The sequence below is a fragment of the Microbulbifer variabilis ATCC 700307 genome, assembly GCF_000380565.1.
GTDB lineage: Bacteria > Pseudomonadota > Gammaproteobacteria > Pseudomonadales > Cellvibrionaceae > Microbulbifer > Microbulbifer variabilis.
Genome location: NZ_AQYJ01000029.1, coordinates 418,414 through 432,589, shown reverse-complemented (window position 1 = coordinate 432,589; position 14,176 = coordinate 418,414). Strand labels below are relative to the sequence as shown.

General features: G+C 43.7%; 14 protein-coding genes and 2 pseudogenes. 12 read left to right on the top strand and 4 right to left on the bottom strand.

The window, feature by feature from the left end; translation table 11 throughout:
* Positions 1–77 precede the first annotated feature (77 nt).
* From tnpB to G367_RS26880, 9 genes and pseudogenes are all read left to right on the top strand, one after another.
* Positions 78–332, top strand: a pseudogene (gene tnpB / locus G367_RS27195) (IS66 family insertion sequence element accessory protein TnpB); the annotation flags it as partial.
* A gap of 112 nt (positions 333–444) precedes the next feature.
* A complete protein-coding gene (locus tag G367_RS25385) occupies positions 445–924 on the top strand; it encodes an IS66 family transposase (RefSeq protein WP_020415080.1) in 480 nt (159 codons plus the stop codon).
* A 313-nt stretch (positions 925–1,237) separates the two neighbouring features.
* Positions 1,238–1,744 (top strand): IS66 family transposase, encoded by a 507-nt coding sequence (locus G367_RS25380; RefSeq protein WP_281166125.1) that lies wholly within the window; start codon positions 1,238–1,240, stop codon positions 1,742–1,744.
* A 456-nt stretch (positions 1,745–2,200) separates the two neighbouring features.
* Positions 2,201–2,833: a hypothetical protein gene (locus tag G367_RS0120690; protein ID WP_157533702.1), complete on the top strand. Its 633-nt coding sequence runs from the start codon at positions 2,201–2,203 to the stop codon at positions 2,831–2,833.
* 22 nt (positions 2,834–2,855) lie between these two features.
* Positions 2,856–3,011 (top strand): hypothetical protein, encoded by a 156-nt coding sequence (locus G367_RS26280; RefSeq protein WP_157533701.1) that lies wholly within the window; start codon positions 2,856–2,858, stop codon positions 3,009–3,011.
* A gap of 16 nt (positions 3,012–3,027) precedes the next feature.
* Positions 3,028–3,156, top strand: coding sequence for a transposase (locus tag G367_RS27190; protein ID WP_083922827.1), 129 nt, complete (start codon positions 3,028–3,030; stop codon positions 3,154–3,156).
* 632 nt (positions 3,157–3,788) lie between these two features.
* On the top strand, positions 3,789–4,466 hold the full coding sequence (locus G367_RS0120685) for a hypothetical protein (RefSeq protein ID WP_020415077.1): 678 nt from the start codon (positions 3,789–3,791) through the stop codon (positions 4,464–4,466).
* Between the two features lie 24 nt (positions 4,467–4,490).
* A complete protein-coding gene (locus G367_RS0120680; protein ID WP_020415076.1) occupies positions 4,491–5,192 on the top strand; it encodes a hypothetical protein in 702 nt (233 codons plus the stop codon).
* Between the two features lie 303 nt (positions 5,193–5,495).
* Positions 5,496–6,228: pseudogene (locus G367_RS26880) on the top strand (IS3 family transposase); the annotation flags it as partial.
* 165 nt (positions 6,229–6,393) lie between these two features.
* Here G367_RS26880 and G367_RS0120665 read toward each other — a convergent pair.
* The 3 genes from G367_RS0120665 to G367_RS0120655 all read right to left on the bottom strand — a co-directional run bounded on the left by G367_RS0120665 (position 6,394) and on the right by G367_RS0120655 (position 9,778).
* Complete coding sequence (locus tag G367_RS0120665) at positions 6,394–7,344, bottom strand: DUF5996 family protein (RefSeq protein ID WP_026305294.1); 951 nt, start codon at positions 7,342–7,344, stop codon at positions 6,394–6,396.
* 126 nt (positions 7,345–7,470) lie between these two features.
* Positions 7,471–8,412 (bottom strand): antibiotic biosynthesis monooxygenase, encoded by a 942-nt coding sequence (locus G367_RS0120660; protein ID WP_020415072.1) that lies wholly within the window; start codon positions 8,410–8,412, stop codon positions 7,471–7,473.
* Between the two features lie 358 nt (positions 8,413–8,770).
* The gene (locus G367_RS0120655; protein ID WP_020415071.1) at positions 8,771–9,778 is read right to left on the bottom strand and encodes a zinc-dependent alcohol dehydrogenase family protein; all 1,008 of its coding nucleotides are present in this window, start codon (positions 9,776–9,778) and stop codon (positions 8,771–8,773) included.
* Between the two features lie 355 nt (positions 9,779–10,133).
* Here G367_RS0120655 and G367_RS27185 point away from each other — a divergent pair, with 355 nt between their 5' ends.
* Positions 10,134–10,319: a serine hydrolase gene (locus G367_RS27185; protein ID WP_157533699.1), complete on the top strand. Its 186-nt coding sequence runs from the start codon at positions 10,134–10,136 to the stop codon at positions 10,317–10,319.
* A 270-nt stretch (positions 10,320–10,589) separates the two neighbouring features.
* Complete coding sequence (locus G367_RS0120645) at positions 10,590–11,615, top strand: alpha/beta fold hydrolase (RefSeq protein WP_020415069.1); 1,026 nt, start codon at positions 10,590–10,592, stop codon at positions 11,613–11,615.
* Between the two features lie 456 nt (positions 11,616–12,071).
* On the opposite strand, the gene G367_RS27180 is transcribed toward G367_RS0120645, so the two are convergent.
* Positions 12,072–12,209 carry a winged helix-turn-helix transcriptional regulator gene (locus G367_RS27180; RefSeq protein WP_169337142.1) on the bottom strand — a complete coding sequence of 46 codons (138 nt, stop codon included), beginning with the start codon at positions 12,207–12,209 and terminating at the stop codon, positions 12,072–12,074.
* A 361-nt stretch (positions 12,210–12,570) separates the two neighbouring features.
* Between G367_RS27180 and G367_RS26675 the strand changes: the two genes are divergently transcribed.
* Entirely contained in the window at positions 12,571–13,878 is a 1,308-nt protein-coding gene (locus G367_RS26675) for a CAP domain-containing protein (protein WP_020415067.1), read from the top strand.
* The last annotated feature ends 298 nt before the right edge of the window (positions 13,879–14,176 follow it).

Sequence of the window (14,176 nt, the reverse complement as noted above, 5' to 3'; positions counted from 1 at the left end):
GATGTTGTTGGCGCAAATTCCTGGCCTTATGGACCTGTAAATACCATGTGGCTGCCGTTTAACACCAAGTCTGGTTTTACCGTCAGCCGATCGATTTTCTCAATCAGATTGATGGTATCGTGCTGTTGGTGGCTGATACGTTACACAAAGATCCGACACCCGGTCAGCTCTTTGTCTTTCGCAATAAAAAGGCCGATAAAATTCGTATGCTCTATTGTGAAGATAATAGATTTTGGCCCCTTTATAAGCGAAATGAGATTTGGAAAGGCTTACAGTCAGCTATTATTTCAATTCAAATAACTATAGCGCTCTCTCTTTGGTCGACGCTCTAAGCAATAAGAAGACCCTGAAGATCCCCAGGGGTTACTATTCAACAGTACAGAAGTTCGGGATGAAGGTTCTGTAGAGGAAAACGAGGCTGATGGCGACAAAGACCAGGACGATGTGGTTAGTATTGCGACACACAAGCGTCATAAAAAAACAAAGAAAATCTTTGCCGAGCAACTGCCAAGAAAAGAGGCGGTAATCCCCGCCTCAGAACAGGATAAAACCTGTGCATGTGGCTGCCAAAAGAATCTCGTTTATTACGAACGTCATGAGCGCTTGAACTACATATCCCCAATATATGAGGTGATTGTCGAGTTGTCGGTGAAGGTTACCTGTCCCAAAGGCTGTGCAGGCCAAATAGTTATTGCTCCCAAGCCAAAGCATATCCTACCTAAGAATAAGTTTACCGAATCCGTTCTAGCCCACCTCACAGCCAGCAACCTTGATGATCGTCAGCCGTTCTATCACCTGGAAAAACAGTTTGAGACCCATGCCGGCTTTAGTTTCACCCATCAAACCATGGCTCATACTGTTATCGATTGTGCTACTCCCCTACAACCACTGATCAATTTGCTAAAAGATGACGTCATTGGCTAGAATATTGGGGCTTTGAATGCCACATCACTCCAAGTTCTTAATGAACCTGGCCGGCCAGCAAGCCGAAAATCTTATGCCTACTGTTTCCGAGGCGGTCCTCCGGGAAAGGAAGCTATCCTCTATGAATATAATGTCTCGGATCACAATAATGATGTAACTGACTGATTTGTCGGCTTTAAAGGCACGCTGCATTGTGATGCTGATCCATTTTTTGAGTTGTTATTTGAGCAGACAGCTGTAAACCCAAATCATTACAATGCACATGCCCGTCGAAAACTCAAACCCATAGCGAGAGCAGCGCAGGGGGGATGGACTGGCAAAACGGGCAATGCAGTTTTATAAGAAGCTCTATCGGGTTAAGAGGAAAGCCAAAGACAACCATCTATCATCGAAACAAAGGCATGAATTACGACAGCAAGAATACAAACCCATTATGACCTCCTTTAAGTGCTGGCTGGATAAGCACCATTTACAAGTGCTATCCAAATTTCCTCTGGGTAATACAGTGAATTACTGCCTGAAATACTGGAATGGGCTTTGTGAATTCCTCAGCGATGACCACTTGGAAATCGATAACAATCTGACTGAGCCGGAAATCAAACCCTTTGTGATGGCACGTAAAAAATTCCTGTTTGCATCTTCGGTCAATGACGCTAGAGCACTATGCTCTGCACTTCAGTTTGATTCGCACTTCCAAGATCCACAGCCTTGCCCCTACCATCTTTATCGATTTCCGATACTCATTTTTGGGGTTTTCTGGCTGGGCCTTCAGGGGCCTAACTTGAATGTATCCATTGGCAAAAAAAATGACTCTTTGTAAAACCTAATTTTCAAACGCTATGAATATACCCAGCCTCAATGCAGCCTGGAGTATCTGATTACGTCACATAATGAACATTATGTGTACACAAAAGACTTGGATCGGTGACGTTTATTTAAAATAGTTTTTTGCTACATCTGTGAATTATTGACTAGGGGGCATTTCTTGATGAAACCATTCCCATTAAGGCCACTCCGCAAATATCACTGAGATGAAACTTATTTTATTTATATTTGTTACAGCATTCATATTGAACAAATAATAACTGCTAAAAGACTATGGCATGTGATTTATAGCCAGACCGCATTCTTGTGCCTTTCCTTACATTTACCTCTTCCTAATTGTTAGTCATTCATTTATATTAATTACTTCAAGTCACAAATATTAACTAACGCTACAAAGTAGCTTTGCATCTTTAATAATCCTTATCTTTTCATTAGGCACTATTAAGGATAAATGGCCAAACCTATCAAAGGGAAAACTATGAAAGCTTTAACTATTTTTTCGCTGTCTATTTTAGCGACGGCATCTGCCGCCTCTTATGCAAATAACTTCTCTGTTAATGTGGTTCAACAACAGTTCGATTGTGCGAACACACCAATTACCTCTCCCCCTGGAGCTAATGTGATAAGGCTTGATTTTCTCCAGAATGAAATGCAGGCACTTCTTGCAGGTGGAACTAGCCAAACAACCATAAAAAAATCTTGTGAGGTCGACTATAAAATAACTCCATTCCCAGGGTACAAGATTGCAGCAATCGAGTTCTCAACAGCTGGCAACTATCTCACTAGCCCTAATTCCGTCAATGCAGCCAGAGTGAGAAATCGTGTCAACAATCAAAACCAAACTTTTTCAGACCAAAAATCCTGGTTTGGTGCCGGAGAAATAAAAAGCGACAGTTTTGACAATGTTATCGCAACTACAACTTCAGGTTTAGGCCAGTGTGGTCAATCAGTTTTCGTAGAGACTGATCTGTATAGTGAAATAACTTACCGACCAGTTAGCGATGCTTCTCCAGCTATCACAAACCTCGACCAAGGTAATGGCACCTTTAAGTTAGCAACAGTTGTCTGTGTTCCATGTTTTTAAATGAGGTTCTTCGTAGAATAGTGTGAAAATCCAATATAATTGGTCATGTATTCATCGAAACTGCCAGTTACATCAGGATAAGCAGCCCATTCAGATTGAAGACCACTACTCGCAACTCTTAGGTGTTCAATCTGAATGGAATATGAGTGATGTCGATCTTGATATCGCCGGTGAGTAGGTAGAAGTGAAATTGGATACAGTGGAAGGCTTTTTGCAGTGATGTTGGCCACTGTTTGCCCGGTGCGACCATTGTCCTCGACCGCTTTCATATTCGCCTGCACCTCAACAAGGCAGTTGATCAAGCGAGCAGGGGGATTTACTGAAAAAGGGTGACAAGCGTTTATCTAGAAGTAAATATTTTTTGTTGACCAACTCCGAGTAGTGTAAGCGAAAAATTGACGGAAAAAAATTATGCATTTAAAGGACCCTGTCCTGGAAGTAGCGCGCACCTGTTTGATCATAGACCTATTTCGCAATTTTTGGCAATGTATGAGCAGAATTACAACCGAGAGGTTCTTTGAGCGCTGGTAAAGCTGGGCGATACGCAGGGGAATGAATCCGATAAATAAGGTTGCACAAATTCTGAAATGGCACTTGTCCAACCTGCTGACCTACTTTTAGGATCCAATTAGTAACGGTGTTGCGAAGGGGCTGAATTCGAAAATCCAAGGTATAAAATTCAGAGAGAGGAGCTTCTGGTCATTCGAGAGTTTTAGAAATAGCATCCTTTTTTCTATAGAAAGCTGGATATGACAACTCAATTATTCACACAATTCTAAGAATCACCTTAAATAGATAAGGTGTAAAAATTAGGCTAATTGCTATGAGTAGCGGTAAGTAACCTATACCGCCACGTCATCATGCTTTGGACTGAAAGCCGAAGACAAAGTTTAACAATAGAGACATATATTATTCAGCGATTTACTAGAAGCTTATTTGAAAAGAAGGATTTGGTATGTTGAAGAATACTAACCGGCACCGACTATCGCCGAAAAAATTGATCGCCTTTATTGCAATATTGTGTTTTACATCCGTACCGAATGCACAAGAAGCATTGAAAGAGGTAAATTATGCAGTAATACTGCAAAACCAACAGTTTGATTGTCAGTTTACTGATATCGTCATTGATAACGATGCAGAGGGATTCCCCTATATGCACGTAAACTTCACTGACGAATTAAAGAGTGTTGGAGTTACTGATAAGAAAAGTTGTGAATTAGACTTCTTTGTCTTGATCTTACCTACAAAAAACAACATTCGTCTGAAGTCATTGCAGTTTAGTGTCAAAGGAAACTACCTCGTTAAAAGTAGTTCGATTGCTGCAGCTCGGGTCAGGCTTAGATACAACAACAGTTCGCTCAGCCAATCTGAACAACTTATCGTAATAGCTCCAGAGAATGAAATACGAGAAGAATCATTTGACTTGGATGTCACTCTAGCAACCAAACATCCACCAAGCGATAGTCCAGATGAGGACGATTGCGGCAAACCTGTCTCTATTGAGGCTAGTATATATTCAGAGTTTCAATATGCCCCCGACTCACCGGGTTTTATTCAAATAAACGAAGCTTTTGTGGATCACTCAAGAATGACTTTTGAAGAATGCGACCCCACCCCACCTTTACAATCCTGATGTATTAATAGACGGAGACTTATTATGCTTAAAGCCTATATAATGTATGTAACACTTGTAATATCGCTGATCTGTTTCAATTCAGGGGCCGTGAATGCCAGCGTAGCATACGACAATCAATATAACCAAAGGGGTTCAGACCCCTACAATATTGAACTGATTGCCCAGGAGGGCGATTGCGTAAATAGCAATATAGAGATAAAACAAAGAGCTCCGGGCGAAGGTGATTTGATAAGGATTGATTTCACCAATAAAGAAATGCAAGCAGCCATATCCGACGCCGATTATGCTAATGAAAAATATTTTGATGAAAAAAATTGCTACCTCAAATATAAAATTGTCGTTGACGATCAATCTCAGCTTACGAATGCGGGGTTTTCAGCTGCTGGCTCATTTGTAATTACAAAGTATGGATTTTTGCTATCACAGGTAAGGCATGAATTTCCAGATCAGTATTTTTCTGTCAATGATTCAGCAATCTATGAAGGACATGAATTCTCTGATTACCCCTATAGCGATTCGTTCGACAACCAAATGGTTGATATCAAGCAACATCTTGATAACAGTCAATGCGGCGGAGAGTTCACTATCGAAACCAACCTGCGCACCTTTGTCGCAATTACCCATTTTGATCAGGGGCCTAATTTAATTGACTTCGATCAAGCCCAAGGGGTTTATGATTTATGGAATCTTCATGTCGATCCGTGTAATATCAGTGAAGATTAATAGAGGCTGTTTCATAACTTGCAATCGGCTATTCTCGCACACTCATAGAGTAAAAAGACGGGTGGTTGTGAGCCGATTCAAGTCAGAGTTGACCGACGACCAGTGGAAATTTGAACCCTGCATTCCCCAGCTAAAACGTAGGAAGGGGAGGCCCAAAGCCCATTGATAGCCGAGCATGTATTGAGGGTGTCTTATGGGTTTTGCGCTTAGGCCGTATATAAACCAGCAAGTAGTCTGTAGTGGTTTACTAAACCCGGACACCAATTTAGGTGGTAAAGTTGCCACCGAAAATAGAGGCGTTCAATGAGTAGACAACGTCGATCCTTTTCTCCTGAATTTAAATTAGATGCTGCTCGTTTGGTAGTAGATCAAGGTTACTCAATAGCTGAATCGGCCCACTCACTGGATGTTGGTACAACGGCCCCGCCGTTGGATGAAGCAGCTAGAGTCAGAGCGTGGGGGTAACGCACCTGTAAATAGTGCACTTACCACTGAGCAACAGGAAATTCAGGAGCTTGAAGTCCGTATCAATCGCCTAGAAAGGGAGAAAGAGATACTAAAAAAGGTTACCGCTCTTTTGATGTCCGACGAGATGAATTGTATGCGCTGATAGACCGATTAAGTGAGCATGAGTCCGTAGAACAGGTCTGTAAAGCGTTTGGAATACCTCGATCATGCTACTACGAATACAGGAAACGGAAGGATGTCGTTGATACGCCCAGAATGCAGCTTCGCTCCAAAATCAGTGAGCTCTTTCAGCGCAGCCGTAGCTCTGCAGGTAGTCGTACAATCGTAGGTTTACTTTATGAGCAGGGAATTCCAATCGGACGCTTTAAAGCCCGAAGGCTAATGTATGAGGCCGGCTTGGTTTGTAAGTAACCTGGCCCATAGATATAAGAAAGCAACAGTCGAGCATTTAGATATACCGAATAAATTTGATCGTCGATTTAATGTAGAAAAACCCAATCAAGTTTGGTGTGGTGATATCACCTATATCTGGGCTGGTTTGAGCTGGTGTTACCTGACTACCATTCTGCTTTTCACCGGTATTGCCATGAAAAGCCAATCACACTGGTGTAGTGGCTATAGCACTCTCGGCAGCTATTAAGCGGCGCATTGACTTGCTTCCGCTAATCAAGCACCTGGAGATGCTGTGATATTCCAGTGAATCCAAATCAACACAGCCTACAATCCCGAATAATCACCCATTTATTTCAATTGTAAAGTCCTTTTCCAGCGCATTTCTATCCCAGGCAGCACTGTTAGCTGCTGCCTCATAGGTACTTTGTAGAAATTCAAGCAACAACTCATCTGGCGATTCAGCCCTTCTTACCTCATCATAAGGAAGTATGAACTCTCCCAATTTCTCAGAGTAGAAAGCTGAGGAGGGTTTAATTTTTTGACTAGAAAAGTTTTCTGCTGAGGGGTAGCAATAAGAATAAAAAGATGCACTTTCAACACCACCTCCCCCGGGCCAAAAACCTGCACTACTCACCTCATGGGAGTAGGCCTCACGAGCAGCCCAGTCGGGAAAATGAGGTACTCCACCCGGATGTGGCGGAGCTTCCCTTCCTGAGAAGCGGGTTACTGCCATATCAAAACTCCCCCAGAAAAAATGAACAGGGCTGCACTTACCAATAAACCGAGAGCGGAATTCCTTAAACACTCGATCCATCTGTACCAGGGCCCGCCAGAAGCGAGTGGCATATTCCCGGTCATAATGGCAGTGCTTTTCATCCCCTTCAAAGGGGACTCCATCAGTGACTTCACTAGGGGTGGTAAAAATTGCTACTGGAAGTCCAAGGTCTTTCATTGAGTGCATTATCTTTCGATAAAAAGCAGCAACCGATTGCGGCTTCAAAGGTATAGAGCGGCTATGACCGTCTGAGACTACAATCAATAATTGATGGTCGACGAAGTCAAACTCTATAGTAAAAGCCTTACCATTGTATGGAATCAGCGAAGTATCCAACCCCTTTGCTGTTACATACAGTGGCACATGCCAGGAATGATTGGTCCATGGGGTCTGCACCAAGCGAATTTTTCCTACTATTTGGGTCCACATATGTAAAGTTGATGCCGTTTCTGACCATTGCGCAAATGAAATGTCGGGCCAATCCGTGCTTTTGGAGCGATTGACAGGATTCTTCACGAATTTGTCCTCTTGAAAATCCAAGTTTTATCTTAGTTCTGAAGTTACTTTATAGACCCGGCAGAGAATATTGGCAGAACCAGGCAGATTTCATGGACAATAGATATGCTTGAGTATTGTCACTTCTTACAACGATACAAATAGAAGGATTGCCATCAAATAAAGTAAGACTACGATAGACGCCCCTATAATCGTCGTTTTTGTCTTTACCTCTTCCCCTCCAGAGAGCCAAAAACTAAATACCCTCGTCACAATCGGCATTGCCACCCAAGTCAGGACTGAAACACTAATAAGACTAGAAACAAAAAGTGACATTGCTGACTTCCAATTTTCCATTAAAGGCAGAATCCAAATTGAGATCAGCATAATAATTGGGTAGAGCGCGAGAATAATGAGCATCGCCATTTTCCATTGGGGAGGCAACGCACTATTTTTTATACCTCTGGCATGGGCAAGCCAATCCTCAAAACCTCTCCCAATTTTTTTATATTGTACGCGCTCTAGAAAAGACTCTGCTTCCTCCATAAGCACTTTGTGGATGGGAGATGACAACCAAAGATTGAGGTTTTCCTCGGAATCAAATCGAATAATAATTACCCAGTCATCCTGTAACCCCTTAATGGGTTTTAGAAGTTCTCTTCCAAGAAATCCTGGATGACTTTCTGCAGCCTCCCCAATCTTCCCAAGCCACTTTTTATAGCCCCGAATACGGTCAGGTTTAACACGCTCAAAGACCACAATAGTGGCTGGAACAGTCATCTGCTTGGTATTAACAATCACTTGCTGCTGTATTTTTGCTCCAAACTCCTCTTCACAGGCAGACAAGACTGATCGTAAGTCAGCTTTCTTTAAAAAAATATTTAACTGTTCCACAGCCTCGAACTGAAATAGTTGGACCCACTCTTCTTGAACACCTACGATAGGCTCAATCAGGCTTGCTTCAATAAGCCCATCACAATGAAGAGCTATATCAGAAAACTTTTCATGCCATAGGCAGTAGTCACAGTTTCTGCAGGCAGGAACCTTTTGGGACAGGATTACGCTGGCATTCGATTTAAAGTTGGCCACCAACCAGTTACCAAGATATTCAAGGAAGTACGGGGTAAATCACAACTTTCCGGGTACCTGTCGTCTAATCAGGTGCCCATTATTCAACAATCGATAAACTTATTCAGCTCAAGGAATTGTGACGCAAGGGTAAGGGTAAGCAAAATGGGCAATATTGCCAAGGCTAAAGGGCCATGCGATAAGAGTCCTCTAACGGCCAAGAAGCCTTAAATGTATACAGCCGGACGTCTTACATTCATCGTAAAGCTGTTCTAGATAAGTATGTCTCTTAAACAAAAAAAATCATCTCGTAAATAAACGCCACAAGAACTCTGTGGCGTTTGTGATCTGCAGACTCACGCTGGTCTCTTATTAAAATTTAATTGGGTAGATTCTCCCCCACTAAGAGCACCTTACCATTGCGTTCTCCCGCCGCCGCAACTCTTACGGCCTCTTTGATATCCTTGACTGGATAGGTCTCATGGACAGGAGCGGATAATTTTCCTTCTGCCACTAGCCCAGTAATAGTTCCAAACACTTCTTTCTGTCGCTCCGGAGAGGCGGTAGCAAACCACTTGGCCAGCCAGAAGCCCCGTACGGTGATATCTTTGAATATAATAATGCCTGGAGCCAGCAGGCAAGGCTCACCACTGAGAGCACCATAGTTCACCAACGTAGCACCTTCACAAAGCGCCTCACCCAGGCGGGCGGTCGCCATCCCGCCAACAGCATCAATTCCCAACTGGATCTTGGCCCCATCGGTGGCAGCTTCCACTCTTTGCGCAAGGCTCTTTCCATCAACCTCGCCGTCTACCAATACCACATCTGCGCCCGCAGCAAGTAATGGCTCCACCAGGGAGGCCCGGCGTACAACATTCACTACTTTAAGGCCCCGGAGCTTCGCCAATGAGGTGAAATAAGACCCTACACCAGAATTGGCGGCGTTCTGGATCACCCAGTCCCCTTCTTTGAGGTCAACAAACTCGCTCAACAAAAGATAAGCAGTAGGTGGGTTGATGGTGATCATGGATAGCTGCACAGGATCTACATCATTGGGTAGGGGGATTAGTCCTTTGGCATCTGCAACCATATGCGTAGCCCAGGTACCACTTCCCACCGGCAGAAGAACAGTCTGGCCAATTGCAGGGCCACTCACATTAGGTCCTTGCTTAATCACTTTCGCAATACCCTCGTTGCCGCCAATAGCCGGTAACGGCGGCAGCATGCCATATTGCCCAGTTAAAGTGAGGACATCAGAGGGGTTGATTGGCGCAGCCAGCATTTCCAACAGAACCTGGCCATCCTCTAATTCGGGCACATCAAATGAAACAGCTTCAATTACATCCTGTGGCACTGGGCCACGTTCACGATATTCCGCTTTCAGCATGTCGCCGTATCCTCTTTTTACTGATATTTTCTCTGGTGGTTCAGGGTGATGGCTATCACCAAGCCTGTTGGCAGTCTACTTACTAATGCCAATTGTTCAAGGATATCGAGACTGTGAATAAGAGAAAGCTAGAGCTACTCTACATAATTGGAATCCCAGAGAGTGCATAAACATTGTTCACATTAAAAAGGTTAATATTTGCCTATCAACCCCATACCTCTAAATTATTGCCGAAATGTAAAACGAGAACTTATTGAATAGAGAATTAGCCTCACAATTTTCAATAGGTGAGATAAAATAATGATTCATTGGGACATACTGACTCAGTAAAAGTACTGCTAAAGCCCATCCCACCTTGAATTTCAGCAATAGTGGACACGATATCCAATCTGCTGTTATCGAACAGGTTACCAAGAAATCCTTTGTAGAATATTTGAACGAAAATATCTTTGGACCTCTGCAAATGGATCACACTCAGGTAACTAACCTTTTATCCAGGCCCCACCCTCAAGGCTACCAGGCTATGATGGCTCAGATCTAATTGACCTGATTTATTAGGATGTTGCCAGTCTAGCGGGCACCAGTGCGGTACAAACTTAAACAAACCCACTAAAAGTGCGATGATATTGCCAATAGCACAGAGCTAAATAGTGCTAGCAGTCCATTCGCTGTCCTGTCGTTGAAAAAATAAATGACAAATGTCGTAAGGATTGAGTGACACCGGCGACTTACTTATGCGAAGCTAGCAACCAATACTCCTTGTAATTTATCTTTACAGCAGCACAGGATAGGTGCTCTCAGGAGGATTACGTTGATCAAAAAAACCGCTTTAACAGTGGGCACACTGTTATTACTTTTAGGCCTCTCCTGCGTCGTTTGGGTCATTACTGTTCCCCCGCTTCCCGAAGCTATAGAGCAACGCCTGCAACGAACCCTAAACCAACCACTGCCCCCTCTGGCGTCAGACGACAGCGGCTTCGTACGCTCCGGGGACATCAATATCTGGTATCAACTCAAAGCCCCTGCGGAACAACCTGTCCGTGGGACTGTTCTATTAATCAATGGACTGGGCTCCTCTTCATTATATTGGCCACCCAAAGTCTATGAACCCCTGCTCGCCGCGGGCTACCAAGTGTTACTCACAGACAACCGTGGTTGCGGTGCTTCCAGCCGCGTTCATAACTGGAGTAAAGAGACCGCTTATGATCTCAGCGACATGATGCAGGATAATATTGAGGTTATGAATACCCTGGGAATTCAGCAGGCCCATGTGATGGGGGCCTCTATGGGCGGAATGATTGCCCAGGAAATGGCTCTGCATCACCCTGCCCGCCTGAGAAGCCTCAGTTCAATTATGTCTTCAGGCTACGTAAATGATCCCGAACTCCCCGTGGAGCACGCATTTAAATACAGTGTGCTTCGGTTATTCCTGCGCTACGGGCTAAGTGGCTCAGAGGAAGGCATGGTAAGGCTCATGGCCAGCACCTATCACTTTCTCCAGGGACAGGGGGGCTTTGACGTAGAGCATATCACTCGCACCACTCTTTACGAGTTACGTCACAGGAAGGGATTTGACCCCCAACTACCAACTCAACAGGCCACTGCTATCTCTCTCTCGGGTTCGCGATTGCAGCGTCTTGAAAAACTGGAAGTCCCTGCACTTGTTATCCATGGCGATAAAGATCCACTCTTGAATATCGCTCATGCCAAGAAATATGCTGCGCGTATTCCAAATGTAAAAACGCTGTGGGTGGATGGTATGGGGCATGCCATGGCGCCGGTATATGTGGAGACATGGATGGAGGAGGTTCTAGAATTCCTGGACACCAACAATTGATGCAAAGGAAAACAAAGTTACAGCTGTTTCTTCACTTATGAATGGACCGAATTTGCTGTTTCAATTCGTGAAGTACCGTACAGAAATAGTTTAGCTCCCTTAGTTTAGCTCCCTTAGTTTAGCTCCCTTAATAGCAGCCTTAGGTCTGAATACAATATAGGGTTCTACCAGATTAACCGCAACCGACCTGGCTGTAACGGCCCCAGCACTTTAAGTCCTGATCCAACAGGGTAACCGGCTTACCATCTTTTCCAGCCAAATCCACTGTCACAGGCTCCCCCATCCTTTCACCAATTACAATGGACCACTGTGTATTTGGCCTTTCACTCCAGTCGATCAGAAAAACCAAAGTAGGAACCAGCGCAAAGCATTTCTGGGTTGCGTTATATAGAGCAGGTGGTGCGCTCCAGGTTTGATTGGGATCTTAACCAGAATGTCAGCTTCTTCCAGGGTATTTCATCTTTGGGTAAGAATATTTCTGGAACCTTGCAGGGTCTCTTGCAATGAATCAAACCGATTTACTCCTCTTAATGCATCGCAAACAATAAGCAGGCTCCAGCGATCCCCAATTACAGAAAGCGCCTCTTCAATCACACATTGAAAAGCGGATTTCTTCTCTCTCGTAACAGTCCTGTGATAACCCAGGGCGCCATAGCCTCAGAGGAAGTTTCACTACAAAACTTTCCTGTGTCTCCCCGATTGGTCCATATAAAACCAAAAAATTATTGTGATATACCTTCCACTTTCAATAACTTTAGTTGCATTCTGGAACTTATAATCATTAAATTAGTTCCAAAATGCAACCCATGAGACAGATGATGCGATCCAAACCCACTGTTTTGTGCTCTTCCACAGAGGGGTCTCTACATGACCTCAAAAAAATACGCAGAAGCAAATCATATATCGAATTTACCAAGGCCTTTTAATTAAGCCTGTAACGCCAAGGGTGGTATGGATGGATATTCCTGTGAAAATTTCAACCAAAATATTTTCGATTTCACTCAACATAAAGAAGATCACTCCCCTTTTACTAGCTTGTGTGCTTCTTGCTGCCTGTGGAGGTGGAGGTGGGGGTGGTGAGTCCACTCCTGATTTAGACAACCCTACTAACCCAGAACCACAGCCAGAACCGGAACCAGAACCAGAACCAGAACCAGAACCAGAACCAGAACCAGAACCAGAGCCTGACCCGAGAGACGATAACTACATTCATGAGTTATCACAGTTAGAAAAACAGGCTTTACTGGATGCACATAATGACTACCGCTCTAAGTGTGCCAGTGGAGAAGGTAGCGGAATGAACGGACCAGAGTCAGCCTCAGACATGATCAAAGTTTTTTGGGACCCTGCGCTTGAAGAAATGGCCAAACAACGAGCGCTCAGTTGTTACAATGGTCATTACGGGGGGCCTCAAGGTATTCGAGATGCCTATGACTCTGTTAGACATTTAACCTCCTACAATAGTGAGAGTTTGGCAGGTGGAAAATATGCCACAGAAAATATTGCTCTCTTTACACACAACCCTCCTGCTTCCAACTACGACATTTCAACCTGGAAAGGTGCAGTGTTTGATTGGTATTACGAAAATACTAGTTATGATTGGGAAACCAATGCTTGTTATGGTGAACATTGTGGTCATTGGGCTCAAGTTTGTAATAATGAAACTCGATATATCGGTTGCGCTGTCGCCAACTGCAATACCGGAATAGCTGGTACTGGGAACCCAAACTATGAAGATGGCGCCATACAGGTTGTGTGCACATACTGGCCAGAAAGGGATGCATCTAAAAAACCATTTAATGAGGGCTATTTAGGATTATGCTCTAAATGCAGGGCAAATTTTGATACCAACCAATGCCATGAAAATTTGTGTGTTGGAGGCAAGAGCAGTGAGTTTTTGTCAAGCGGCCAAATTCAAGACAAACCTGATCAATGCCACGATGGATTAGGTCGATATGAAAAGCTTTGTAATAAAAGTGATGACATTACCCCGCCTTCTGATGTAACAGGCATCACTTATGAAATTTTGAACGGCGCTGTACACTTTAAATGGGAGAATTCACAGGATGATTATGGAATCGGCCATTATGCAATATATAGGCAGCTTCCAAATTTAAATGGTTACGTAGGTCGAACCTGGAAACCCGAGTTTATTGATGAAAATATCCCCGAAGGTATTTCTGAAATTGATTACTATATCAAAGCCATTGATCTAGCAGAGAATAGTTCTGACTTTTCAGTTATTAAGGTTTTCTTAGACTAGGATACCTTAAATGTAGTAGTTCATACCTGAGCTGACAGTTACCGGTTTTTCAAAAGATGTTCTGTCAGGCCAAGCCTGGACTACTACGACTCATATCCCATAATAGTCAGTACCTCCTTTGGCCCGAAAAGTGCCTCGTATTAAACAGAGCAAGCGTTTCGTATCGCTACCCTGTATCGAATTTCCCTATAATCGGGGCTTGCTTACTACCTTAACCCAGTTGCAGGGTCACCTGTTTACTCGTTACCATCTGCCATCACTAGCGTGTGCTCTTTCAACAAGCACGTTCCAATTTACA